General features: G+C 74.0%; 21 protein-coding genes. 10 read left to right on the top strand and 11 right to left on the bottom strand.

The window, feature by feature from the left end:
- Positions 1-260: 260 nt before the first annotated feature.
- On the bottom strand, positions 261-878 hold the full coding sequence (locus ACN267_RS01250) for a helix-turn-helix domain-containing protein (RefSeq protein WP_421490364.1): 618 nt from the start codon (positions 876-878) through the stop codon (positions 261-263).
- Positions 879-1,102: 224 nt separating this feature from the next.
- Between ACN267_RS01250 and ACN267_RS01245 the strand changes: the two genes are divergently transcribed.
- Positions 1,103-2,866, top strand: coding sequence for a methyltransferase domain-containing protein (locus ACN267_RS01245; RefSeq protein ID WP_421487731.1), 1,764 nt, complete (start codon positions 1,103-1,105; stop codon positions 2,864-2,866).
- Between the two features lie 30 nt (positions 2,867-2,896).
- Here the strand turns inward: ACN267_RS01245 and ACN267_RS01240 are convergent, their stop codons facing one another.
- Complete coding sequence (locus tag ACN267_RS01240; RefSeq protein WP_421487730.1) at positions 2,897-5,920, bottom strand: bifunctional [glutamine synthetase] adenylyltransferase/[glutamine synthetase]-adenylyl-L-tyrosine phosphorylase; 3,024 nt, start codon at positions 5,918-5,920, stop codon at positions 2,897-2,899.
- 1 nt (position 5,921) lies between these two features.
- On the bottom strand, positions 5,922-6,686 hold the full coding sequence (locus tag ACN267_RS01235) for a type 1 glutamine amidotransferase (protein WP_421487729.1): 765 nt from the start codon (positions 6,684-6,686) through the stop codon (positions 5,922-5,924).
- 79 nt (positions 6,687-6,765) lie between these two features.
- Here ACN267_RS01235 and ACN267_RS01230 point away from each other — a divergent pair, with 79 nt between their 5' ends.
- Positions 6,766-7,701 carry a S66 peptidase family protein gene (locus ACN267_RS01230; RefSeq protein WP_204959391.1) on the top strand — a complete coding sequence of 312 codons (936 nt, stop codon included), beginning with the start codon at positions 6,766-6,768 and terminating at the stop codon, positions 7,699-7,701.
- Between the two features lie 235 nt (positions 7,702-7,936).
- Positions 7,937-8,404: a hypothetical protein gene (locus ACN267_RS01225; protein WP_204959392.1), complete on the top strand. Its 468-nt coding sequence runs from the start codon at positions 7,937-7,939 to the stop codon at positions 8,402-8,404.
- 229 nt (positions 8,405-8,633) lie between these two features.
- On the opposite strand, the gene ACN267_RS01220 is transcribed toward ACN267_RS01225, so the two are convergent.
- The 4 genes from ACN267_RS01220 to glnA form a co-directional block, all read right to left on the bottom strand.
- Complete coding sequence (locus ACN267_RS01220) at positions 8,634-9,008, bottom strand: VOC family protein (protein WP_421487728.1); 375 nt, start codon at positions 9,006-9,008, stop codon at positions 8,634-8,636.
- Between the two features lie 240 nt (positions 9,009-9,248).
- Positions 9,249-9,941, bottom strand: a complete 693-nt coding sequence (locus ACN267_RS01215) for a helix-turn-helix transcriptional regulator (protein WP_204959394.1) — start codon at positions 9,939-9,941, stop codon at positions 9,249-9,251.
- Positions 9,942-10,017: 76 nt separating this feature from the next.
- Positions 10,018-10,443: a DUF350 domain-containing protein gene (locus tag ACN267_RS01210; protein WP_088644812.1), complete on the bottom strand. Its 426-nt coding sequence runs from the start codon at positions 10,441-10,443 to the stop codon at positions 10,018-10,020.
- A gap of 157 nt (positions 10,444-10,600) precedes the next feature.
- Complete coding sequence (gene glnA / locus ACN267_RS01205; protein ID WP_088644813.1) at positions 10,601-11,950, bottom strand: type I glutamate--ammonia ligase; 1,350 nt, start codon at positions 11,948-11,950, stop codon at positions 10,601-10,603.
- Between the two features lie 245 nt (positions 11,951-12,195).
- On the opposite strand from glnA, the gene ACN267_RS01200 reads away from it, so the two are divergent.
- The 3 genes from ACN267_RS01200 (at position 12,196) to ACN267_RS01190 (ending at position 15,589) form a co-directional block, all read left to right on the top strand.
- Positions 12,196-13,956, top strand: coding sequence for an NAD+ synthase (locus ACN267_RS01200; protein ID WP_421487727.1), 1,761 nt, complete (start codon positions 12,196-12,198; stop codon positions 13,954-13,956).
- Positions 13,957-14,115: 159 nt separating this feature from the next.
- Positions 14,116-14,961, top strand: a complete 846-nt coding sequence (gene panB / locus ACN267_RS01195; protein WP_421487726.1) for a 3-methyl-2-oxobutanoate hydroxymethyltransferase — start codon at positions 14,116-14,118, stop codon at positions 14,959-14,961.
- 115 nt (positions 14,962-15,076) lie between these two features.
- Positions 15,077-15,589 carry a hypothetical protein gene (locus ACN267_RS01190; protein ID WP_421487725.1) on the top strand — a complete coding sequence of 171 codons (513 nt, stop codon included), beginning with the start codon at positions 15,077-15,079 and terminating at the stop codon, positions 15,587-15,589.
- 90 nt (positions 15,590-15,679) lie between these two features.
- On the opposite strand, the gene npdG is transcribed toward ACN267_RS01190, so the two are convergent.
- From npdG to ACN267_RS01170, 4 genes are all read right to left on the bottom strand, one after another.
- Positions 15,680-16,378 (bottom strand): NADPH-dependent F420 reductase, encoded by a 699-nt coding sequence (npdG, locus tag ACN267_RS01185; RefSeq protein ID WP_204959398.1) that lies wholly within the window; start codon positions 16,376-16,378, stop codon positions 15,680-15,682.
- An 80-nt stretch (positions 16,379-16,458) separates the two neighbouring features.
- Complete coding sequence (locus ACN267_RS01180) at positions 16,459-17,889, bottom strand: RNB domain-containing ribonuclease (RefSeq protein WP_421487724.1); 1,431 nt, start codon at positions 17,887-17,889, stop codon at positions 16,459-16,461.
- Positions 17,890-17,954: 65 nt separating this feature from the next.
- Complete coding sequence (locus ACN267_RS01175; protein ID WP_421487723.1) at positions 17,955-18,962, bottom strand: histone; 1,008 nt, start codon at positions 18,960-18,962, stop codon at positions 17,955-17,957.
- Positions 18,963-19,044: 82 nt separating this feature from the next.
- Positions 19,045-19,248 (bottom strand): hypothetical protein, encoded by a 204-nt coding sequence (locus ACN267_RS01170; protein WP_204959653.1) that lies wholly within the window; start codon positions 19,246-19,248, stop codon positions 19,045-19,047.
- Positions 19,249-20,032: 784 nt separating this feature from the next.
- Here ACN267_RS01170 and ACN267_RS01165 point away from each other — a divergent pair.
- The 4 genes from ACN267_RS01165 to ACN267_RS01150 all read left to right on the top strand — a co-directional run bounded on the left by ACN267_RS01165 (position 20,033) and on the right by ACN267_RS01150 (position 23,474).
- Positions 20,033-20,404, top strand: coding sequence for a hypothetical protein (locus ACN267_RS01165; protein ID WP_204959401.1), 372 nt, complete (start codon positions 20,033-20,035; stop codon positions 20,402-20,404).
- Positions 20,401-20,898 carry a roadblock/LC7 domain-containing protein gene (locus ACN267_RS01160; RefSeq protein WP_421487722.1) on the top strand — a complete coding sequence of 166 codons (498 nt, stop codon included), beginning with the start codon at positions 20,401-20,403 and terminating at the stop codon, positions 20,896-20,898. The genes ACN267_RS01165 and ACN267_RS01160 overlap by 4 nt, the downstream gene beginning before the upstream one ends.
- Positions 20,899-22,233: 1,335 nt before the next feature.
- The gene (locus ACN267_RS01155) at positions 22,234-22,839 is read left to right on the top strand and encodes a hypothetical protein (protein ID WP_421487721.1); all 606 of its coding nucleotides are present in this window, start codon (positions 22,234-22,236) and stop codon (positions 22,837-22,839) included.
- Between the two features lie 161 nt (positions 22,840-23,000).
- Positions 23,001-23,474, top strand: a complete 474-nt coding sequence (locus tag ACN267_RS01150) for a hypothetical protein (RefSeq protein ID WP_204959404.1) — start codon at positions 23,001-23,003, stop codon at positions 23,472-23,474.
- The last annotated feature ends 2 nt before the right edge of the window (positions 23,475-23,476 follow it).

Here is a 23,476-nt window from a genome sequence, read left to right as displayed (position 1 = left end):
CCCCACCCCGCCCGCCCTCGCGCCTGCTCGCGCCCGCTCGCGCCCGCTCGCGTCGATCAAGAGGTTGGCGTCAGCCTGGTCGCCGTTCCTGACGTAAACCTCTTGATCACCGCAGACCACCCCGTCCGGGCCGGGCGATCAAGAGGTTTGCGTCAGCCCCGCCCGGATCTTCGACGCCAACTTCTTGATCACCACGCCGTTGCCCCGTGATCAAGAAGTTGTCGTCACGGATTCGCGGTAGGGTGACGCGAACCTCTTGATCAACTCGACTGGGCGGGGGCGGGGGCGGTGGGGCGGGCGCGGACGTGCAGGCGTTCGCCCTGGGGGCCGAAAAGGCTGAGGATCTCGGCCGGCACGTCGAACGGGTTGCCGAACCAGTGCGGGGTGCGGGTGTCGAACTCGGCGACCTCACCGGCGTCGAGGGTGAGGTCGTGCCTGCCGAGCAGCAGCCGGATCCGGCCGGAGAGCACGTAGAGCCACTCGTACCCCTCGTGCACCTGCGGGGCCGGCTCCCCCACCGGCGTCTGCGGCGGATACATCATCTTGTACGCCTGGACGCCACCCGGGCGGCGGGTCAACGGCACGATGGTGACGCCGTGCCTGACGACCGGCCGGCGGTGGACCCGGGGATCCCTGGTCATCGGCGTGCCGACGAGGTCGTCGAGCGGCACCCGGTGGAAGCGGGCCAGGGCGAGCAGGAGTTCCAGGGTGGGCCGCCGGCCGCCGGACTCCAGCCGGGACAGGGTGCTGACCGAGATCCCGGTCGCCGCGCCGAGCTGACTCAGGGTCACGCCACGCTGCTGCCGTAACGCCCGCAGCCGCGGCCCGACGGTGGTGAGCACCTCCTCCTCGGTGGTGACACCGGTATCGCCCGGCACCACCCACTGCCCCGGTCCGGGCCCCTGCCCCGCCGCTGCGGCCCGCCCGGAGCCGTCGCGCACCGGGCTTGGGCCGGCACGTCGGGATGCCGCCGTCTGGTCGCTGTGATCGTCGGTCACCGCACCAGTTTGCCATTCCGGCAAAGAAATTTGGCAGTACGGTGAGCCGGGCGGACGATCCGGGGCATCGGCGGGACGGACCCGCCCGGAGGGAGGCAGTGGTCATGACGTACCCGGTGGTGCACGACGTGGTGGTGGTCGGTGGCGGCGCGGCCGGGCTCAGCGGTGCCCTCGCCCTGGGCCGGTTCCGCCGCGACGTGGTGGTGATCGACGGCGGCGCCCCGCGCAACGCCCCGGCCGACCACGTGCACAACTTCCTGACCAACGAGGGCGTCCCACCCGCCAGCCTGTACGCGACGGGCCGGGCCGAGGTGGCCCGGTACGGCGTGACCCTGCTCGACGCCACCGTCACCGCCGCCCACCCGCTCGACGGCGCACCCGCGACCACCGGTGCGAACCCGACCGGTGGCGCAGGAGAGAGCAGCGCCGGAGAGAACGGCGCAGGAGAGAGCAGCCCGGCCGACAGCGCCGGGCCGGCGCGGTTCGCCGTGACGCTGGCCGACGGCCGGGTGCTGCACGCCCGGCGGTTGCTGGTCACCACCGGCCTGGTCGACGAGCTGCCCGACGTGCCGGGGCTGGCCGGGCGGTGGGGCCGCGACGTGCTGCACTGCCCGTACTGCCACGGGTGGGAGGTGCGCGACCAGGCCGTCGGGGTGCTCGCCACCGGACCGATGGCCGCCCACCAGGCGCTGCTGTTCCGGCAGCTCACCGACGACGTGGTGGTCTTCACGCACACCGCCGGGCCGTTGCCCGCCGACGAGGCCGAGCGGCTGGCCGCCCGGGGCGTCACCGTGGTCGACGGCGAGGTGGCGGAGCTGGAGGTCACCGCCGACCGGCTCACCGGCGTACGGCTGCGGTCCGGGCGGGTGGTCCCCCGGGAGGCGCTGGTGGTGGCGCCCCGGTTCGGCGTCCGGGCCGCCTTCCTCGCCGGGCTGGGGTTGGCCCCGGAGGACTTCGTCGTCGGCGGGCACGCCGCCGGCGACCGGATCGCCGCCGACGCCAGCGGCGCGGCCGGGGTGCCCGGGGTCTGGGTGGCCGGCAACGTCACCGATCCGCAGGCCACCGTCATCGCCGCGGCGGCGGCGGGGCTGAAGGCCGCCGCCGCGCTCAACGCCGACCTGATCGCGGAGGACACCGACCTGGCCGTCGCCGCACGACGTACCGCCGCCGGGCAGGCCGGGGCGGCGCACACGCAGACCGGGGTCGTGGCCGGGCAGGCCGGGCCGGACGGGGGGCAGGCCGGCCCGGTGGACGAGGCGACCGCCAGGCACTGGGATGAGCTGTACCGGGGCCGGGAGCGGTACTGGAGCGGGCGGCCCAATCCGCACCTGGTCGACGTGGCCGGGACGCTGCCGCCGGGCACCGCGTTGGACCTGGGCTGCGGCGAGGGCGGTGACACGGTGTGGTTGGCCCGGCAGGGCTGGCGGGTGACCGCCGTCGACGTCTCCACCGCCGCCCTGGAGCGGTCGGCCGCCGCGGTGGCTGCCGCCGGGATGGCGGCACTGGTCGACTTCCAGCGGCACGACCTGGCCCGGACCTTCCCGACCGGCGTGTTCGACCTGGTCTCCGCGCAGTTCCTCCAGTCGCCGCTGGAGTTTCCCCGGGCCGAGGTGCTGCGGGCGGCGGCGCGGGCGGTCGCCCCGGGCGGGCGGCTGCTCGTGGTCGAGCACGGGGCGGTGCCGCCGTGGGGCAACGCCGCGCACCACCACACCCGGTTCCCCACCCCGCAGGAGACCCTGGCCGTCCTCGACCTCGACCCGGACGGCTGGCACGTCGAGCGGCTCGACGTGCCGCAGCGGCAGGCGACCGGCCCCGACGGCCAGACCGGCACCCTGGTCGACCACCTGGTGCTGGTGCGCCGCCGGTAGGCCCGGCGTACCCGTCCCCGACGCCGGGGCTCAGACCCCGGCGTCGAGGACGCGTTGCATCGCGGCCCGGGAACGCCTGGCGGTGCGCAGGTAGTCGTCGAGGAACTCACCCGGGTCGTCCGCGCCGAGCAGCCGCACCACCCCGGCCAGCTCCACCCCGTGCCGGGGAAGCTGGTCACCGGCGCGTCCCCGGACCAGCATCAACGCGTTGCGGACCTGCGCGGCGAGGGTCCACCCGGCGGTCATCGCGACGGCGTCCGCCGGGTCGACCAGCTTGGCGTTCCGGGCCGCCGCGAGCGCGTCGAGGGTACGCGTGCCGCGCAGCTGCGGGTACGCCCCGGCGTGCCGGAGCTGGAGCAGTTGCACCGCCCACTCGACGTCGGCGAGGCCACCCCGGCCGAGCTTCGTGTGGGTGGCCGGATCGGCGCCCCGGGGCAGCCGTTCGTTCTCCACCCGGGCCTTGATCCGGCGGATCTCGACCACCTGTTCCCGGGTCAACCCGTCGGCCGGGTAACGGACCGGGTCGACCATCTGCTCGAACTCGGTGCCCAGGTCGGCGTCGCCGCAGACGAACCGGGCCCGCAGCAGCGCCTGCGCCTCCCACACCCGCGACCAGCGGGCGTAGTACTGGGCGTACGCGGCGAGGCTGCGCACCAGCGGGCCCTGCCGCCCCTCGGGGCGCAGGTCGGCGTCGACGCCGAGCGCCGGATCGGGGGCGGGGGCACCGAGCAGGCGGCGCAGTTCCTCGGCGATCGCGTGCGCGGCGGCGCTGGCCGTGCTCTCCGCCGTCCCGGCCGGTGGGTCGTAGACGAAGAGCACGTCGGCGTCGGAGAGGTAGTTCGACTCGTACCCGCCGAGGCGACCGAGGCCGATCACCGCGAACCGCAGGCCGGGCAGCTCCGGCTGGGCGGCCCGGACGGCGCGCAGCGCGGCGGACAGGGTGGCGTCGGTGACGTACGACAGGCCGGTGCCGACCCGGGTGACGTCGGCCAGCGGGCCGGCAGGTGCGCCGCGCTCGGGTCGCGGGGCCAACCCGCCGGCCCGGCTGAGCACGTCGGCGCAGGCGATCCGGACGAGTTCCCGGCGACGCAGCGCGCGTACCGCCCGGGTCGCCTCGACCGGGTCGGCGTGCCGGGCCGCGGCGGCGGCGAACCCGTCGCAGAGCACCTCCCGGGGCCGGGGGGTCAGTTCGTTCTCCTCGGCCAGCAGCCGCAGCGCCTCCGGTTCCCGGGCCAGCAGGTCGGCCGCGTAGCGGGACGAGGACAGCACCCGGGCCAGCCGGCGGGCCACCGGGCCGGAGTCGCGCAGCAGCCGCAGATACCACGGGGTGCTGCCGAGCTTGTCGGAGACCTGGCGGTAGTTGAGCAGCCCCCGGTCCGGTTCGGGCGCGTCGGCGAACTCGCTGAGCAGCACCGGCAGCAGGGTGCGCTGGATGGCCGCCGTCCGGCTCACCCCGCCGGTGAGGGCCTGCAGGTGCCGCAGCGCCCCGGCCGGGTCGGCGAAGCCGAGGACCTCCAGCCGGTGCCGGGCCGCCTCCGGGGTGAGCCGCAGACCGTCGGCGGGCACCCGGGCCACCGACTCCAGCAGCGGCCGGTAGAGCAGCTTGGCGTGCAGCCGGCGTACCTCGGTGGCGTGGGCGACCCAGTCGGCCCGGAAGCTCTCCACGGCGCTGCGGCCGGGGATGGCGGCGTAGCCGAGCGCGGCGGCCAGCCAGCGCAGCGCGGCCGGCTCGGTCGGCACGGTGTGGGTGCGCCGCAGCGCCTGGAGCTGGAGCCGATGTTCGACACCGCGCAGGAAGCGGTACCCGCGCAGCAGCGCCTCGCCGTCGGCCCGCCCGACGTAGCCACCGGCCACCAGCGCGCGCAGCGCCGGCACGGTGCCCGGCACCCGCAGCGACTCGTCGCCCCGACCGTGCACCAGTTGCAGCAGTTGGACGGCGAACTCGATGTCCCGCAGCCCGCCCGGACCCCGTTTGATCTCGCGGTCCAGCTCCTTCGGCGGGATGTTGTCGATGATCCGGCGGCGCATGGCGCGTACGTCGGAGACCGCCTCGGGACGTTCGGACGCCCGCCAGACCAGCGGGGCGAGGGCATCGATCCACTCGCCGGCCAGCGCCAGGTCACCGGCGGCCGGCCGGGCCTTGAGCAGCGCCTGGAACTCCCAGGTGCGGGCCCACCGCTGGTAGTAGGCGAGGTGGCTGGCCAGGGTGCGCACCAGCGGCCCCCGGTTGCCCTCGGGGCGCAGCGCGGCGTCCACCGGCCAGGCGACCAGCCCGCAGACGTGGATCAGCCGGGCGGCGACGGTGGTCGCGGCGGGCAGGTCCTCGTCGGTCGCGGCCACGAAGATCACGTCGACGTCGGAGACGTAGTTCAGCTCGTCGCCGCCGCACTTGCCCATCGCCACCACGGCCAGCCGGGGCCGGGGCGTGCCCGCCGGCAGCTCGCCCACCGCGATCTCGTACGCCGCCGCGAGGGTGGCGTCGGCCAGTGCGGACAGCGCCGACATCACCTGCTCCAGGCCGCGTCCGCCGGTCAGGTCGGCCGCCGCGATCCGCAGCAGCGCCAACCGGTACGCCTGCCGCAGCACCGCCACCGGCGCGGTGGCGGTGGTCAGCCGGCCGGCGAACGCCAGGTCCAGCCGCCCGTCGGCGGTGGGGGCCAGCCCGTCCGGGGCGGTGCCGAGCACCGTCCACTGTCCGGGGTTGGCGACCAGGTGGTCACCCAGGGCGGAGGAGGCCCCGAGCACGGCGACCAGCCGGCGGCGCAGCCCCGGGTCGGCGGCGAGCGCGGCCAGCAGCTCCGACCCGGTCGCCCCGTCGTCGGCGGTACGGCGTTCGGTCTCCACCATCCGGTGCAGCTGGCGCAGCGCCAGATCCGGGTCGGCGGCCCGGGAGAGCGCGGCCAGCAGGTCGGCCGCCGACCGGTCGGCGGGTTCCTGCTCGTCGGCCTGCCACAGCCCGAGGCCGTCCGCCCCGAGCAGGTCGGCGGCGCGGACCCCACCGTCACCCTCGGCGAACCCGTAGCGGGCCAACCGTCCCCTGGTCGGTCTGCTCATCTCAGTGCCCGAGCAGGGGCAGGCTGCGGCGGGTGTCGTCGTCCAGTTCACCGAGGGCGAGGGCGGCGAACCGGACGGCGAACGGCTGCCACACCTCCTCGACGTCGGCCATCACCCGGCCGCAGGCGGCCACCACCAGCTCCTCGTCGTAGCCCAGCTCGGCGAGCAGCGCGGAGCCGTGCGCCCATTCGGCGATCATGGCGGTGTCGCACTCGATGTGGAACTGGAGACCCCAGGCCCGGTCGCCGAGCCGGAACGCCTGGTGCGGGTAGCGGGTCGAGGCGGCCAGCAGGGTGGCGGCCCGGGGCAGCTCGGTGATCTCGTCGGCGTGCCACTGGAGCACGTCCGGGATCAGCGGCACGTACCGGAACAGCAGGTCGCTCTCGGCGGCGTCGCGCCGGCCGACCACTCCCGGGCCCACCTCGGGGCCGGACGGGCTGCGCTCGACCAGGCCGGCGTGCGCGGTGGCGAGCAGCTGTGCGCCGAGGCAGACGCCGAGGGTCGGCACCCGGTGCCGGACCGCCTTACGCAGCAGCCCTTCGAGCTTCGGGAACCAGGGTGCGCCGGGGGTGCCGTCGGGGGCCGGGTAGGCGTGCTGGTCACCGCCGAGCACCACCAGCGCCACGTACCCGGTGAGGTCGTCGGGGATCTCGTCGCCGGCGTGCGGGCGCAGCACCCGCAGCTCAAGTCCCCCCTCCGCCAGCCACTCCCCCAGCCGTCGGGGGTCGTCGGTCGGGTCGTTCTCGATCACCAGTGCGGTTCCCACGCCGTCGAGGCTATCGGGTGCGTCGACCGCCGCCGGGAACGCCTCGGTCCGCCCGGCGGGGCGGCTATGCTCGGCCGCTGTGATCGCCGACGACCCGTCCGTCCTGCGCCCGCCCGTGCTGCGCGAGGGCGACACGGTGCTGCTGGTCTCACCGTCCGGGCCGACCCGGCCGGAGCGGGTGGCCCGGGGCATCGAGCTGCTGACCGGCTGGGGGCTGTGCCCGCAGGTGGCGCCGAACGCGTACGCCAGGCGGGGTTACCTCGCCGGTGACGACGCGCTGCGCGCCGCGGACCTGAACGCCGCCTTCGCCGACCCGCAGGTGCGCGGGGTGATCTGCACCCGGGGCGGGTACGGCGCACAGCGGGTGGTCGACCTGATCGACATGGCCGCCGTCCGGCGGGACCCGAAGGTGGTGGCCGGGTTCTCCGACATCACCGCCCTGCAGTTCGCGCTCTGGCGGGGTGCCCGGTTGGCCGGCGTGCACGGCCCCGGGGCGGCCTGGGTGGACGAGCGGACCCCGCTGCGCTCGGCGGAGTCGCTGCACGCCGCGCTGATGACCACCGCGCCGGTGACCGTCGCGGCGGTGCCTACCGAGGAGACCTACCCGGTGCGGGTTCCCGGCCGGGCGGTGGGCCGGCTGCTCGGCGGGAACCTCTGCCTGATCACCGCCACCCTCGGCACCCCGGACATGCCGGACCTGACCGGGGCGGTACTGCTCGTCGAGGAGGTGCAGGAGCCGCCGTACAAGGTCGACCGGATGCTCACCCACCTGCGCCGCGCCGGGGTGCTCGACGGCCTGGCCGGGGTGGCGGTGGGCCAGTTCACCGACTGCGCCGACGGCTGGGACACGACCGTCGTGGACGTGCTCACCGACCGGCTGGGCGACCTCGGCGTGCCGGTCCTCGGCGGCCTGCCGATCGGCCACGGCCCCGGCCAGCTCACCGTCCCGGTCGGCACCACCGCCACCCTCGACGCCACCGCCGGCACCCTCACCACCACCCCCGCCGTCCGCTGACCCCACCCCTACTCCCGCCCACCGCTCCGTCCCGCCCTGCCCTCCTCCCGCCTCGCCTTGCCTCGGTGATCAAGAGGTTTGCGTCGCGGGAAAGCGCGTTCCTGACCGAAAACTCTTGATCACCGGGGCGAGGCGGTGGAACTTTCAGCTGGCGGACAGGGTCGGGACGGGAGTTTTCCAGGTTCAGTGGTCACTGTCGGTGACGTCAACATCACCACCGACCCATGGAGGACTGATGTCCCGCACGATGTCGAAGAAGCAGCTGCTGGTCGGCCTCGCTGCCGCCGGCGTGCTCGGGGTGGGGATCGCCGCTCCGACGGTGGCCTTCGCCGAGGAGTCGACGACCCCGACCGCCGGCGTCAGCAGCGAGGCCGAGCCGGGTGCCGACCAGCAGCAGCGCGCCGACCGCAAGAACGAGCTCGCCGAGGCGCTCGCCAAGGAACTGGGGGTGGACACCGACAAGGTGACCGCCGCCCTGGAGAAGGTGCGCGAGCAGCACCGGCCCAAGGGTGACCGGCCGGAGCGCCCGTCGCCGCAGGACCGGCAGGAGAAGCTGGCCGAGCGGCTGGCCCAGGCGGTCAAGGACGGCAAGCTCACCCAGGAGCAGGCCGACGCGATCACCAAGGCCGTCGAGGCCGGGGTCTTCCCGGGTCCGGCCGGTCGCGGCCACCACGGCGGCCCGGAGGGTACGCCCGACAAGTGACCCGCTGCGGCCCGACCGACCCGGGCGGGCCGACCGACCCGGGCGGGCCGACCGACCCGGGCGGGCCGACCGACCCGGGCGGGCCGACCGACCCGGGCGGGCCGACCGACCCGGGCGGGCCGACCGACCCGGGCGGGCCGACCGACCCGGGCGGGCCGAAGATCGACGCGACAGGGCCGACGTTGTGGTGTCCGACGCACTGGGACACCGCAACGTCGGCCCCCTGGCGTCAGGCGCGGTCGCCCGAGGAGAAGAGACCGAGGTGGGTGCCCACCGGGTCACGCACCACGGCGCGGGTCAGGCCGCTCGGCGTGGTCCGGGGCGGGGTCAGCACCGTGCCGCCCGCCGCCTCGATCCGCTTGCAGGTCTGCGCCACGTCGGCCACCTCGGCGTAGAGGATCGCGTAGCCGGGTGCGCCCTCGGCGAGAGCCCGGATGCCGCCGCCGATGCCGGTCGACTCCCCCGCTGGGGTCGTCCGGTAGGAACCGCCCTCGGCCGTGCCCTCCTCGGTGAAGGTCCAGCCGAACAGCTCCGCGTAGAAGCTCTGCGTCTCGTCCGGCCGGTCGGTGCCGATCTCGAACCAGGTGACGGGTGTGCTGGTCACGCGTTGCCTCCTGTTCCCCCGCCGACCGGGCGGCCGGCGGGCTCGCAGCCAGCTTCCCGGGTGTCCGCGACACCGTCCTGTCGGTGTTTACCGCCCGGTCCACCCGGCCACGCACACCGATCCCTCCGGACAGCCCCGCACCGATCCGTCCGGACAGCCCCGCACCGACCGGCCTGGGCGACCACGCGGCCGGCCTGGGCGGCTCACGCGCCGGCCGACCCGGGCAGCCGGCATGCCGGGTCAGACCAGGGTCAGCCGGCGCACCCGCGCGGCGGGGACGTCCAGATCGGCCGGGGAGAACTCCCGGGTCACCCGCTCCGACAACGCCTCGACCCCGACGATCCGGTCGGTACGGAAGCAGCGCAGCCCGGCGCGCAGCCGGCACCAGGCGAGCAGATACCAGTGCCGGTCGTTGCCGAGGTAGCCCAGCGGCTCGACCTCGCGCGACGAGGGCACGTCGTAGCGGTCGGCGTACCGCAGGCGTAGCACCCGGCGGGCGGCGACCGCGTCGGCGACGACGGCCGGGACGGACGTGGTCGGCCCGGTGCCGGCCAGCAGCACCCGGCCGGCGAGCAGGCGCGCGTCGGCGGCGTCGGCGGCCGGCAGCACCGCGAGCAGTTTGCGCAGCGCCGTGCCACCGGCCACGGCGAACGGGGTGCCGGCGAGCCGGTGCAGGGCCACCGCCATCGCCACCGCCTCGGTGGCGGTCAGGTTGACCGGCGGCAGGGTGTGCGACCGGTCGACCACGTAACCGCCGGTGCGACCGGGCTCGGCCCAGATCGGCACGCCGGACTCCTGGAGGGCTACGATGTCACGTTCGACGGTGCGGGTGCTCACCTCGAACCGGTGGGCCAGCCAGCGGGCGCTGCGCGGCCGGGGCGAGACCGCCCGCAGCTCCTCCACCAGGGCATAGAGACGATCCGTCCGGTTCACCCCCGCACGCTACGACGGGGGTACGACACCCGACCCCGGCCACCCCGGCAGGGACGGACGACACCCGGCCCCCGGCTCAGGCGATGCAGGCGCAGACGATCAGGGCCGCGCCGAAGTGGGTGGCGGCGCTGACCCGGGCCGCCGGGTGCGGCTGGTCCGAGCAGATGACCTCACCGAGCTTGCCCGGGGTGAGCAGGTCCAGCACGCCGAAGGCGAGCGCCATCACGGCCAGCCCGATCAGCCCGAAGAGCACCGTCGAGGCGAGCCCCTTGGCGAAGTCGTCGTAGCTGGTCACGATCGCGGTGAAGACGATGCCGGCGACACCCAGCTGGTTGGCGGCCAGCAGCAGCCCGGCGTTGCCGTTGCGCTGCACCCAGATCAGCTCGCGCAGCTTGCCCGGGGTGAGCACGTCGACCAGCACGAAGCCGGCCGCCATCAGCGCCACCCCGACGACACCGAACACGACGCTCTGCCATGCTCCGGTGAGCAGATCTTCCAGCACCGACAGCCTCCCGACCTCCTGCGTCCGGCGGAGGTGCCGGCACGGTGATCGAGACGATAGCGGCCCCGGGCAACCCCCGACACCCCCCGGACCGGCGCAGCAGCCGGCCGTCCCGCCGCCGGCCCGGTACGGACGACCAGGCCGGCGGCGCTCCGCGCTACAGCGACAGGTAGCGCTGCCGCTCGTACGGGGTGACCTCGCGGCGGTACTGCTCCCACTCGGCCCGCTTGTTGCGCAGGAAGAAGTCGAACACGTGCTCGCCGAGGACCTCGGCGACCAGCTCGGAACCGGCCATCACGTCGATCGCCTCGGACAGGTTCTCCGGCAGCGCCTCGTAGCCCATCGCCCGCCGTTCGGCGCTGCTCAGCGACCAGACGTCGTCCTCCGCGCCGGGCGGCAGTTCGTAGCCCTCCTCGATGCCCTTGAGGCCGGCGCCGAGCATCACGGCGAACGCCAGGTACGGGTTGGTCGCCGAGTCCAGCGACCGGACCTCCACCCGGGCCGAGTTCGGCTTGCCGTACGCCGGCACGCGGACCAGCGCGGACCGGTTCAGGTGCCCCCAGCAGACGTACGCCGGGCTCTCGGTGATCCGGTCCGGCAGCGCCTGCGGGAACAGCCGCTTGTACGAGTTGACCCACTGGTTGGTGACGGCGGTGTACTCGCGGGCGTGCATCAGCAGGCCGGCGATGAACGACTTCGCCACCTTCGACAGTTTCATCGGGTCGCCGGAGTCGTGGAACGCGTTGCGCTCCCCCTCGAACAGCGACAGGTGGGTGTGCATGCCGCTGCCCGGCTGGTCGGTGAACGGCTTCGGCATGAAGCTGGCCTGCACGCCGGTGGAGAGCGCCACCTCCTTGACCACGTGCCGGAAGGTCATGATGTTGTCGGCGGTGGTCAGCGCGTCGGCGTACCGCAGGTCGATCTCCTGCTGGCCGGGGGCGACCTCGTGGTGGCTGAACTCCACCGAGATGCCGATCCGCTCCAGCGCCAGCACGGCCTGGCGGCGGAAGTCCCGCGCGACGGCGTGCGTGGTGTGCTCGAAGTAGCCGCCGGTGTCCACGGCGGTGGGCACCGAGCCGTCCTGCGGGCCGTTCTCCAGCAGGAAGAACTCAATCTCCGGGTGGGTGTAGAAGGTGAAGCCCTTCTCGGCCGCCTTGGACAGCATCCGGCGCAGCACGTGGCGCGGGTCGGCCCAGGACGGGCCGCCGTCGGGCAGCAGGATGTCGCAGAACATCCGGGCGCTCTCGCCGCTGACCCCGCCCTCGAACGGGAACACCTGGAAGGTCGTCGGGTCCGGCATGGCGACCATGTCGGACTCGAAGACCCGGGCGAAACCCTCGATGGCCGAGCCGTCGAACCCGATGCCCTCCTCGAAGGCCGCCTCCAGCTCCGCCGGGGCGACTGAGACGCTCTTGAGCGTGCCCAGCACGTCGGTGAACCACAGCCGGACGAACCGGATGTCCCGCTCTTCCAGCGTACGGAGGACGAACTCCTGCTGACGGTCCACTTCCCCAACCCCTCGCCACGTACGTCCGGCACCGGTCGGCCGGTCCGTCCTGACCGCCCAGTCTTCACCGGCCTGGTTAAGCAGACGTTACGCGACCTGCCCTCGCTCGTCCTGCGGTGTCCCGACGGCCGGATCAACGGGCGGCCCCGTCACCAGCACCGGGCCCGCCGGGGACCGGGAAAGGGTGGCCGTCGTCTCGTCGCAGCCGCCGGGTCGACCGGCTGCCGCTGGGGCAAGATGAGGGCATGCCCACCCTGCGTCTGGCCCTGTGCCAGGTCAACCCGACAGTCGGCGACACGGCCGGCAACGCCGAGCTGATCCGCGCCTGGACCCGTCGGGCCGCCGACGCCGGCGCCCAACTCGTCGCCTTCCCGGAGATGGTGCTCACCGGCTACCCGGTGGAGGACCTGGTCTTCCGTCGTTCCTTCGTCGCCGCCTCGCAGGCCGCGCTGCGGCAGCTCGCCGCCGACCTGGCCGCCGACGGCCTCGGCGACCTGCCGGTCGTGGTCGGCTACCTGGACGCCGACGGGCCGCCGCAGGTCAGCGGGGACGCCCAACCGGGCCGGGGGGCCCGCAACGCCGCCGCGCTGCTGCACCGGGGCGGGGTGGTGGCCCACTACTTCAAGCACCACCTGCCCAACTACGGCGTCTTCGACGAGGACCGCTACTTCGTGCCCGGTGACACCCTGACCGTGGTCCGGGTGGGCGGGGTGGACGTGGCGTTGACCATCTGCGAGGACCTGTGGCAGGCCGGCGGCCCGTTCGCGGTGGCCCGGCAGGCCGGCGTCGGGCTGGTGGTCAACATCAACGGCTCGCCGTACGAGCTGAACAAGGACGACGTCCGGCTGCCGCTGGTGCGCCGCCGGGCCGCCGAGGCCGGCGCACCTATCGCGTACGTCAACATGGTCGGCGGCCAGGACGAGCTGGTCTTCGAGGGCGACTCGATGATCGTCACCCCCGACGGCGACCTGCTCACCCGCGCGCCGCAGTTCGTCGAGCACCTGCTCGTGCACGACGTGGAGCTGGCCGGGGCGGGCCGGCACTCGGCCGACACCGAGGATCTCGCCGACGGGATGCGGGTGGTCCGCCGTACCGTCGAGGTGGTGCCGGCGGCCCCGAACGGGCCGGCGGCCGACGGCGGCCTGCTGGCCCCGGTGGCCGACGAGGCCGAGGTGTGGCAGGCGCTGGTGCTGGGCCTGCGCGACTACGTCAACAAGAACCGGTTCCCCTCGGTGGTGCTGGGCCTGTCCGGCGGCATCGACTCGGCGGTGGTGGCCGCGCTGGCCGTCGACGCGCTCGGGCCGCAGCGGGTGGTCGGCGTGTCACTGCCCAGCCAGCACTCCTCGGAGCACTCCCGGGCCGACGCGGAGGACCTGGCCAAGCGCACCGGCCTGGACTACCGGGTCGAGCCGATCCAGCCGATGGTGGACACCTTCCTGGCGAACATCTCGTTGTCCGGGGTGGCGGTGGAGAACCTCCAGGCCCGGGTACGCGGGGTGATCCTGATGGCACTGTCGAACCAGGAGGGCCACCTGGTCCTCACCACCGGCAACAAGAGTGAGCTGGCGGTCGGCTACTCGACCCTCTACGGCGACTCGGTCGGCGGGTTCAACCCGGTCAAGGACGTCTGGAAGACGCTGATCTGGCGGCTGGCGAAGTGGCGCAACGCCGACGCGGCCCGCCGGGGCGAGACCCCGCCGATCCCGGAGAACTCCATCGGCAAGCCCCCGTCGGCCGAGCTGAGCCCCGGCCAGCTCGACAGCGACAGCCTGCCCGACTACGACGTGCTGGACCCGATCCTGATCGGCTACGTCGACGGCGACCTGGGCCGGGCCGGCCTGGTGGAGTCCGGCCACGACCCGGCGGTCGTCGACCGGGTGCTGCGGCTGGTGGACACCGCCGAGTACAAGCGCCGGCAGTCCGCGCCGGGCACGAAGATCTCGATGAAGGCGTTCGGCCGGGACCGCCGGCTGCCGATCACCAACCGCTGGCGCGAGGACGGCTGAGCAGCCGGGCCCGACCGACACCGACCGGCTCCGGTCGGCCGGTGTCGCCCCGGCGGAGTGAAATCCTGCACTGTTCCCTGCCGTCGACCCGTCGCGCGGTGCGACGATCGCGGCAGAACCCGGGGACCGCGACAGCGGCCTCGAGGAAAGGAGACAGTCATGGTGGAGTCCACCCCGACCGAGGTGACCGCCCTGTACGGCGGGCCGGCCACCCGCCGGGTCCGCACCCGCGACCTGATCGCCGCCAAGGAGCGCGGCGACCGGTGGGCCATGCTCACCTCGTACGACCAGTACACCGCCGGGATCTTCGACCGGGCGGGGATTCCGGCGCTGCTGGTCGGCGACTCGGCGGCGAACAACGTGTTCGGCTACGAGACCACCCTGCCGGTGACGGTCGACGAGATGTTGCCGCTGGTGCGCGCCGTGGTCCGGGCCACCCGGCACACCCTGGTCGTCGGCGACCTGCCCTTCGGCTCGTACGAGGAGGGGCCGACGCAGGCGTTGCGCACGGCGGTGCGGTTCATGAAGGAGGGCGGCTGCCACGCGGTGAAGCTGGAGGGCGGTCGGCGCTGCGCCGACCAGATCGCGGCGATCACCGGGGCGGGCATCCCGGTGATGGCGCACATCGGTTTCACCCCGCAGAGCGAACACACCCTGGGCGGCTACCGGGTGCAGGGGCGCGGCGACACCGCCGAGGAGGTGCTCGCCGACGCGCGGGCGGTGGCCGGGGCGGGCGCGTTCGCGGTGGTGCTGGAGATGGTGCCGGGCGAGGTCGCCAAGCGGGTCACCGCCGAACTGGCGATCCCCACCGTCGGCATCGGCGCGGGCCCCGACACCGACGCCCAGGTGCTGGTCTGGCAGGACATGGCCGGGCTGCGCACCGGGAAGGCCCCCCGGTTCGTCAAGCGCTACGCCGACCTGGCCGGGGCACTGACCGAGGCGACCCGCCGGTTCGCCGACGAGGTGCGCGGCGGCGACTTCCCCGCCACCGAGCACACCTTCTGAGTACGGGCGGTGGGGCGGCACCCCCGCCCCACCGCCCTGGAACGAGCCACCGCAGGCCGGGGGTGACCGTGGTGCGGCAAAAGCGGTTAGGGTTCCGCCCGTGGATCATGTTCGCTTGTCAACAGTCGTCCTGACCTGTGTCTCCGTGCTGGCCCTCGCGGCGTGCAGCGAGGCGGAACCGTCGACCACTGCCGCACCGTCGACGTCCGCCGGTGCGTCGGCCACCGCCGCCACCCCGTCGGCCGCCACCGACCCGACCACCACCGACCCGGGCACCGGCGGCCCGACCGCCGCCGCCGACCCGGCGGCCGACAAGAAGCTCTGCACGGCGGCCAAGAAGATCGCCGACACGACGAAGGCCGACGTGGTGAAGGCCGCGACGTCCGGTGGCGACCCCACGCCGACGATCCGCAAGGCCTACACGGAGATGGCGCAGGAGTTGGCGAAGGCCACCACCGGCGTCCCCACCAGCGAGGCGGTCACCGCACTGGCCGCGTTCGGGGCCGCGTCCGGCCGGGCGGCGACCGCGCCGAACCTGGACACCGCCGCCGACGCCCCCGAGTTCCAGAAGACCAGCGCGATGGCGAACGCCGCCTGCAGGAAGGCCGGCGTCGACACCAACTTCTGACCGCCGCCCCACCCGCCGCCGTCTCGGAGGGCACCGGCCCCCTGGGGGCACTTTCCCTCCAGGACGGCGGCGGGAAGCGGGGGTCGGGTCTCAGAGGTCGGTGACCCGGATGCCGGCGTGGGCCTTGTAGCGCTTGTTGATGGCGATCAGGTTGGCGGTGAACGCCTCGATCTGGTGGGCGTTGCGCAGCCGGCCGGCGTAGATGCCGCGCATGCCGGGGATCCGGGCGGCCAACGCACCGACGATGTCGACCAGTTCCCGTTCCTCGGTGCAGATCAGCACGTCGAGGTCGATCCGGTCGATCTCCGGGTCGGCCAGCAGCGGTGCGCTGACGTGGTTGAACGCCGCGCAGACCCGGGAGTCGGGCAGCAGGGCCGCCGCCTGCTGCACCGCGCTGCCCTCGGCGACCGGCAGCGCGTACGGGCCCTGCTTGTCGAAGCCGAGCGGGTTGACGCAGTCCACGACGATCTTGCCGGCCAGTGGTCCGGCCAGCGCGCCGACGGTGGCCGCGTGCCCGTCCCACGGCACCGCGATCACCACCACGTCGCTACGGCGGGCCACCTCGTCGTTGTCCGCGCCGGTCACGTCGACCCCGGCGGGCAGCCGGGGCAGCGCGGCGATCTCGGCCGCCGCCTCGGCCGCCCGCTCCGCGGAACGGGACCCGATCAGCACCTGCTGACCGGCACGGGCGAACCGGTAGGCCAGCCCCCGTCCCTGGTCGCCGGTGCCGCCGATGATGCCGACGGTCAGCCCGGACACGTCGGGGAGGGTGCTCGCGTCGTATGCCATGGCGTCATCCTCGCAAACCGCCACGCCACCAGCGGCGCAAGGCGCTGTGACGCCGACCGCCCCGCCGGGCCGGGCCGGGTTCAGGCCCGTTCGAAGAGCACCTTCCGGCCGGCCGGGTCGGCGGTGACCAGGCGTACGGTGACCCGCTCCCCCAACGGCAGCTCCCCCGTGCAGCGGGCCCGTACCGGCGGCTCGTCCAACGCCACCGTCCCGCCGGGCACCCGGCCGGGCTTCGCCGGGCCGTTCGGGGGCGTGTCGGTGTCCAGCACCGCCGCCGAGAACGTCTGCCCCACCCGGTGTTCCAGCAGCACCGCCTCGGCCAGTTCGATCGCGCCCCGGGTGGCCGCGCCCGCCGTCCGGTCGGTCGAGGCCATCACCTCGGGCAGCCGGGGCAGCGCCGACCGGGCCCACTCCGGCACGTCGCGGCCCTCGTGCAGGGCCAGGCACACCTCCGTGGCGTACCGGTCGGCCAGCCGGCGCAGCGGGGCGGTGACGTGGGCGTACGCGGCGGCCACCCCGCCGTGTTCCGGCTGCTCGGGCAGCTCGTCGTCGAACGCCGTGTACGCCGCACCGCGCATCAGCTCGGCCGCCTGGTCGACGAAGGCGGCAGCCCGGGGCTGGGAGGCGTCCAACCCGGCCAGCACCTCGCCGACCCGTACCCCGTCCGGCCAGTGCACGCCCAGCGGGGCCGCCGCCGCGCGCAGCCGGGCCACCGCCTCCGGTTTCGGGGCGGGCATGGTGCGCAGCAACCCGATCCGGCCGGCCAGCATGATGTCCGCCGCCGCCATCCCGGTGAGCAGCGAGATCTGGGCGTTGTGGTCCTCCATCGGGCCGGGACCGCGCAGCACCAGCCGCCACCCGTCCCCGTCGGGTTCGACGTCCTGCTCGGGCAGCGGCAGGTTGACCGCGCCCCGGCGCAGGCCACGGGCGGTGAGCAGGGCGCCGATCTCGGGCAGCAGCGCGATCGGGTCGGGCAGCCGGCCGGCGTCGGCGGCCACCTGCACACCCGGGTAGTCCAGCTTGGCGCGGCTGCGGACCAGGGCGCGTTCCAGCCCGACGGCGACGGTGGCCCCGTCGGCGTCGAGGTCGATGGTCCACAGCACGGCCGCCCGGTCGACGTCGGGCAGCAGGCTGGCGGCCCCCTCGCTGAGGGTGTGCGGGTGCAGCGGCACGTTGCCGTCGGGCAGGTAGACAGTCTGCCCGCGTCGCCAGGTCTCCTCCTCCAGCGGCCCGCCGGGGCGGACGTGGGTGGCGACGTCGGCGATGGCGTACCGCACCCGGTAGCCGCCGGGGCGACGGCTGAGGTGCATCGCCTGGTCAAGGTCACGGGAGGTGGCGGGGTCGACCGTGACGAACGGAACGTCGGTACGGTCGGCCACGGCGGGCGGTGGGGCGTCGGCCGCCTCGTCGGCCTCGCGCTGCGCCGCGGCCGGGAAACTGTCAGGCAGTCCCAGCTCACGGCGCAGCGCGCCGAAGTCGATGCGGGGCGCGAGCACACGTCGGATGACCACGGGTCAATCCTGGCAGCGTGCCGCGTGATCCGCTCTCCGGCGGGCGGACCGCAGCCTCCGTACGGTCAGCCGGTGGCCTTGCGGGCGCGCGCCGGTGTGGTGGCCCGCGCCGTCCGCGCGGGCGCGGTGCGGGCGGTGGCCTTACGGGCGGTGGCCTTGCGGGCGGTGGTGGCCGTGGTCTTCTTCACCGCCGCCTTACGGGTGGCCGGCGCGCTGGTCCTGCGGGCCGGTGCCGCCTTCGCAGTCGACTTCGACGCGGGAGCGGTCTTCGCGGTCGACTTGCCGGCCGGCGCCTTCGTGGCCGTGGCGGTCTTCTTCGCGGGCGTGGCCCTCTTCGTGGGCGTGGCCCTCTTCGCCGCAGTGGCCTTCTTCGCCGCAGTGGTCTTCGTCGGCGTCGTCTTCCTGGCGGCCGTGCTCTTCGTGGCGGCCGTGCTCCTCGTGCCGGGCATCGCCTTGTTCGCGGGCATCGCCTTCTTCGCGGCCGTGGTCTTCGACGCGGCCGTCGCCTTACCGGCGGGCATCGCCTTCCGGGCGGCCGTGGTCTTCGTCGCGGCGGTGGTCTTCCTGGCGGCGGTCCGGGCGGTCGCGGTGGTCTTCTTCGCCGCCGCCGCTGTCGTCCGCTTCGCCGCGGTGGCCTTCTTCGCCGCCGTGCTCCGGGCGGCGGTGGTGGTCTTCCTGGCCGCCCCGGCGGTGGTGCGGGCGGCGGTCTTCTTGGCCGGGGCCTTGCGCGCGGTCGACTTCGACGCGGTGCTTCTGGCCGCCGGGGCCTTCTTCGCCGTCGACTTCGAGGCGGGCGCCTTCGAGGCAGCGGACTTCGAGGCGGTGCTCCGGGTGGCCGGGGCCTTCTTCGCCGTGCCGGTCGCCGCCGTCCGGGCGGTGCCGGTAGACGGGGTCCGGCCCGAGCCGGCACCCGCCGCGCTCGCCGTGGCCCGGCCGGCCGACGCCCTGCGGGCCGCGGTCGTGGTCGTAGTCGAGCGGCGGGCCGCGGTGCTCCGGGTCGCGCCTGCGGTCCGTTGCGCGGCTGCGGTCTTCGTCGCGGCCGGGCGGGTGGTGGCCTTTGCTGCTTCGGCCATCTCGGTTCCCTCCTTGGGGACATGCTCCCGCGTGCCCCCTCACGGAGGCACGGAGTCCTCGGCGCGGGCCGTCCCGCGCCGTTCAGTTGCCCTCCCCGGCCCAGCGGGCGTCTTCGGCCTCCCACGCCTCGTTGCGCTCCTGCACCTTCTGCAGGGCGTTCTCCGCGTCGGCAGCCGAGGGATACGGTCCGAGAACGTGCTTGGCAGGGCACACGTCGGCATCGGTCTCGACCCGGTGGTGTCGGGTGCACCAGTAGTAGTGCCCACCACGTCCGCTGTCGTTCATGAGATCACTGTGCACCGGGCGCAGCCCGACCGCCACCGGATCGCCACAATTGGTCGCGACCACATCCACAGTAGACGTGTCCGGCGGCGTCCGGGGCAGAATCGCAAAATCGGCCCTGACCTGCCCGGACACCGCCGGAAACAGCCCCGCCGGCACCGCGTCGGCCCGGGTTGCGGGGCCGCCGCGACGCCGCGCGGGGTGAGCCGGAAAGCCGGTGGTACGACGCCGGACGCCCCGGCAGGATCGAACGTCGCGACAGCACAGGGACGTGTCCGCGCTGCACGACGGCGACGGTGTCCGTATCTCGCGGTCCTGCTCGGGCTGGTCACCCAGCCTGCGCTGACCATGCCCGGTGACGCCGCCGGCCTGTTCCGGGAGCCGGGTGGAACGCCTCGACGCGGAGTCGATCCGGCACTTCGACCGGATGGCGCGGACCGTCGCCCGGTCCGGCTGAACCGTCGTGCGTGGTGTCCACGGTCGGGACGGTCGCCCGGCCGTGGCGCGCGCTGGCGGACCGGGCCGGGACTTCCGGCCCTACCGCATCAACCAGGTACTTGGTATCAGGTCACCCCGAGCCGGACCATCCCTCGGCACGGTCCTCTTGACGGGACCGCCGGCCGCTGCGGGTCGGTCGGACAGCCCCGATGCGGCGGCCCCGAGTGCGACCACCCGGGGGTGTGTGCGAGCCTCGTCAGACCTCTTGCGGCGCTGCCACCGCCCGTCACCTGGGCGGGACGACGACGATGTCGACGGCGCCGCCCTGTCGAAGCGGGAGAACACCACCGTGGCTAGCCTGGACGTCGCCCTGAAGAACGCGATGAATATCGACGGAGCGATCGGGGTGGCGCTCGTCGACTACAGCAGCGGCATGACCCTCGGCGTGGCCGGCGGCACCGGCGAGATCGATCTGACCGTCGCCGCCGCCGGCAACACCGACGTCGTCCGCGCCAAGATGCGCACCCTGGAGATGCTCAAGATCGAGGACGAGATCGAGGACATCCTGATCACCCTCGGCAGCCAGTACCACCTGATCCGCCCGCTGACCGGCCGCACCGGCAAGGGCCTCTTCCTCTACCTGATGGTGAGCAAGAGCCGGGCCAACCTGGCGATGGCCCGACACCAGCTGCGCAGCATCGAGGAGAGCCTGGAACTGTGACCACGGACAAGACCGAAACCGTCCTGCCCCGCCGCTCGGCCCGTACCACCCGCACCGCCGCCCCGCCCGCCGCCCGGCAGCTCCCGCCGTCGCTGGCCGGGGACCGTTCGCTGCCGTACCCGGCGATCAGTCGCGAACTGGCGGAGTTGCGGCACGAGATCCCCGGGGTGCACGGCTGCGTGCTGGGGGGCGTCGACGGCCTGCTCATCACGCACAACCTGCAGAACGAGGTCGACCCGAACGATCTGGCCGCGCTCGCCGCGACCACCTTCGGCCTCGGCCGGCAGGTCGGCATGCGCCTCGGCCAGGGCGACTTCCAACAGTCCACGGTCCGCAACCAGGGCGGCTACCTGAGCGTCTACGCGGTCAGCGAGCAGGCCCTGCTCGCCGTGATCGGCACGGACGCCGTCAACGTCGCCCGGCTGCACCTGCACGCCCCGGGGGTGGCCGGCCGGATCGCGGCCCTGCTGACCCGGGTACCGACGGAGGCCTGAGCCACCCGGTGGGGGCACGGCCGAGCGCGCCGTGCCCCCTCCCGGCCGGGACGAAGACCTACGGTAACGGGCGAATCCCGACCTCTGTCCACACTCCACCGCAGCAGCCGACCAGATCCCCTGGAAGTAGCTTTTCCGAAATAAACTCCACTGCCGGGAAATAGTAATCCCAGACACGCTGAAACGTGCGACACAGCAACGATAATTGACCGTGAAAGTAACCATGTCGACACATATTTCTGATCAAGTCGACGCATGCCACTCTCTGTATCCACACCGGCTACGCGGGCCACGCGTCGACCGTTTCTGTTGCTGTCCGGGCTGATCGCCCTGGCCGCCCCCCTGGTAGCCACCCCCGCCGAGGCGGAGCGCGTCGCCGGCACCGCCGTCACCATGCCCACCTGCGCCTGGTCGTCGAAGTACGGGGCGACAAGCCTGAACGCCTACTGGCCGGACACCGCCGCCACGTACTGGTCGACCATCTATCCGGTCACGCCGGGCCTGGAAATCACCCTCTCCGGGGTCTTTCCCGACGCCAGATACGCGTCTTTCAACGTGTACGACGACAAGCCCACGTACTTCACCCGCAATGGCGTCAGCTCCAGCATGCCGGACTACCTCATCACGCCGGACGCGGGCAGCCAGAATCCGTGGCAGACCGGTGCCGCGCCGGGTGGGCGGTTCACCCTCACCATCACCCCCGACGTGGCCTTCGGACAGACCAACCGGCTGCCCCTGGCCCGGGAGGACGCCCTGCCCGGCGCGAAGGCATCGGTCATCTTCCGGGTCTATCTGCCGGCCGGCGGTGACGCGGCCGTCACCCTGCCCAGCATGACCCTCACCCTCGACGGGGTGTCGCAGACCCTGCCGCCCTGCCCGCCGGGAGGCGGTGGCACCCCCACCACCACCCCGGCACCCGCGAACGCCAGGGAGGCGGGGCTGTCCGGCGCGGGCGGTCCCGGCGACGGGCCGGGTGCGCCTGGTCACCCCGGCGGGCCCGGCGGACCCGGGCATCCCGGAGGGCCTGGTCATCCCGGAGGGCCTGGGCATCCCGGAGGGCCTGGGCATCCCGGAGGGCCTGGGCATCCCGGAGGTCCCGGTGGACCTGGCGGACCCGGCGGACCCAGTGGGCCGGGTGAGCCTGGTTGGCCTGGCGGGCCGCACGGGCCCGGCGGGCCGGGTGGACCCGGCGGACCCGGCGGACCCAGTGGGCCGGGTGGGCCTGGCGGACCCCACGGACCCGGCGGGCCGGGTGGGCCTGGCGGACCCCACGGACCCGGGGGGCCTGGCGGGCCTGGCGGACCCGGCGGACCTGGCGGACCCGGCGGGCCGGGGTTGCCGGAGGAGACCGGGCAGAAGCTCTTCACCCGGACCTCGGAGGTGGAGAACCTCGCCCCCAACCCGGACAATGCCTACCTGGGCGCCTGGATCACCCCGCCTGCGGCGGACCAGGTGCTGGTGATCCGGGGTAGGGCGCCCCGGGCGGTCACCGGCAATCATTCGGACGTCTGGCCACGCCGACACGCCGACCTACGCTACTTCTCGATGTGCACCAACCTCGGCGGCCAGGTCAAGCCCGTCGTGATCAACCGGTTCACCGACGCGCCGCCGAGCCTCGGTTGCCGCTACGACGACGACACCCGCCTCGACCGACACGGCTACTACACGTACGTGATCGGCCGGGAGCAGCAGCGGACGGCCATCGAGGCGGTCGACGACGCGACCTTCCTGCCGTTCTCCGTCTCGTATCCGGTGGCCCCGCACATGGTGCTGCTGCGGAACCTGCTGCCGGTGGCCAATTTCCCGCACGCCACCCAGAACGTGCCGGTGGACAGTTCGGCGGAGACCGCCGCCACCGTGATGGGGCCGCACTATCCGCTGCTGAAGGTGTGCTCCCTGGCCAGCCTGACCGCTGACGGGGGCCGCGTGTGCACCGCCTGAACTGAACGGACAACAGGTCGTCCGGGCGTCGCCGACGCCCGGACACTCCCGTCGTTGCACCGCGAAACACCCGCCCGATCGGATGCCCGACAGCGGCAACCTCGCCCGCCGTCCAGGGGTGTACTCCACAGAGTCCCGGCGACGTCCGATCCGGAGGAACGATGTCCCTGAACGCCCTGCGCGCCCTCGTACCCCTCGCCCTGCTGGCGGCGGTCGCCGCCTGCGACCCCGCGCCGTCCGGCCCGGTGACCGGTTCGGACGCCGCGTCGTCCCCGCCCGGCGGCACGGCCTCCCCCTCCTCCCCCGGCAGCCCGTCGCCGACGCGCGGCACGGCGTCCGCCACCCCGGTGGCCACCCAAGCGGCCTGCCCGGTCGATGCCGCGACCCTTCAGCAGGTGTCCGGGCTGGACAGGAAGACGCACAAGATCGACCCCGACCACATCAAGTGCGCCCGGCAGTGGGCGACCGCAGGGGTGATCGCCGTCGACCCGTCGCAGCAGGGGGACGGGGTGCTGGTGTTCGCGCACTCGACGAAGGGGTGGAAGAAGATCGGTGAAGGCAGCGCGCTGGAGTGCAGCCCGTACGGCATCCCGAAGGAGATCGGCGACCAGGTCGGCTGCCGCGACCATGACTGATA

It is taken from the genome of Micromonospora sp. WMMD734 (assembly GCF_049178975.1).
In the GTDB taxonomy this organism is placed as follows: domain Bacteria; phylum Actinomycetota; class Actinomycetes; order Mycobacteriales; family Micromonosporaceae; genus Micromonospora; species Micromonospora wenchangensis.
This window is presented reverse-complemented; position numbering and strand designations above follow the sequence as displayed.

Bases quoted from the DNA above. Each gene is read 5' to 3' on its own strand.
- panB (WP_421487726.1), top strand. From the start codon at position 14,116: ATGGTGGAGTCCACCCCGACCGAGGTGACCGCCCTGTACGGCGGGCCG.
- ACN267_RS01200 (WP_421487727.1), top strand. From the start codon at position 12,196: ATGCCCACCCTGCGTCTGGCCCTGTGCCAGGTCAACCCGACAGTCGGC.
- ACN267_RS01175 (WP_421487723.1), bottom strand. From the start codon at position 18,962: ATGGCCGAAGCAGCAAAGGCCACCACCCGCCCGGCCGCGACGAAGACC.
- ACN267_RS01225 (WP_204959392.1), top strand. From the start codon at position 7,937: ATGTCCCGCACGATGTCGAAGAAGCAGCTGCTGGTCGGCCTCGCTGCC.
- ACN267_RS01150 (WP_204959404.1), top strand. From the start codon at position 23,001: ATGTCCCTGAACGCCCTGCGCGCCCTCGTACCCCTCGCCCTGCTGGCG.
- ACN267_RS01240 (WP_421487730.1), bottom strand. From the start codon at position 5,920: ATGAGCAGACCGACCAGGGGACGGTTGGCCCGCTACGGGTTCGCCGAG.
- npdG (WP_204959398.1), bottom strand. From the start codon at position 16,378: ATGGCATACGACGCGAGCACCCTCCCCGACGTGTCCGGGCTGACCGTC.
- ACN267_RS01170 (WP_204959653.1), bottom strand. From the start codon at position 19,248: ATGAACGACAGCGGACGTGGTGGGCACTACTACTGGTGCACCCGACAC.
- ACN267_RS01245 (WP_421487731.1), top strand. From the start codon at position 1,103: ATGACGTACCCGGTGGTGCACGACGTGGTGGTGGTCGGTGGCGGCGCG.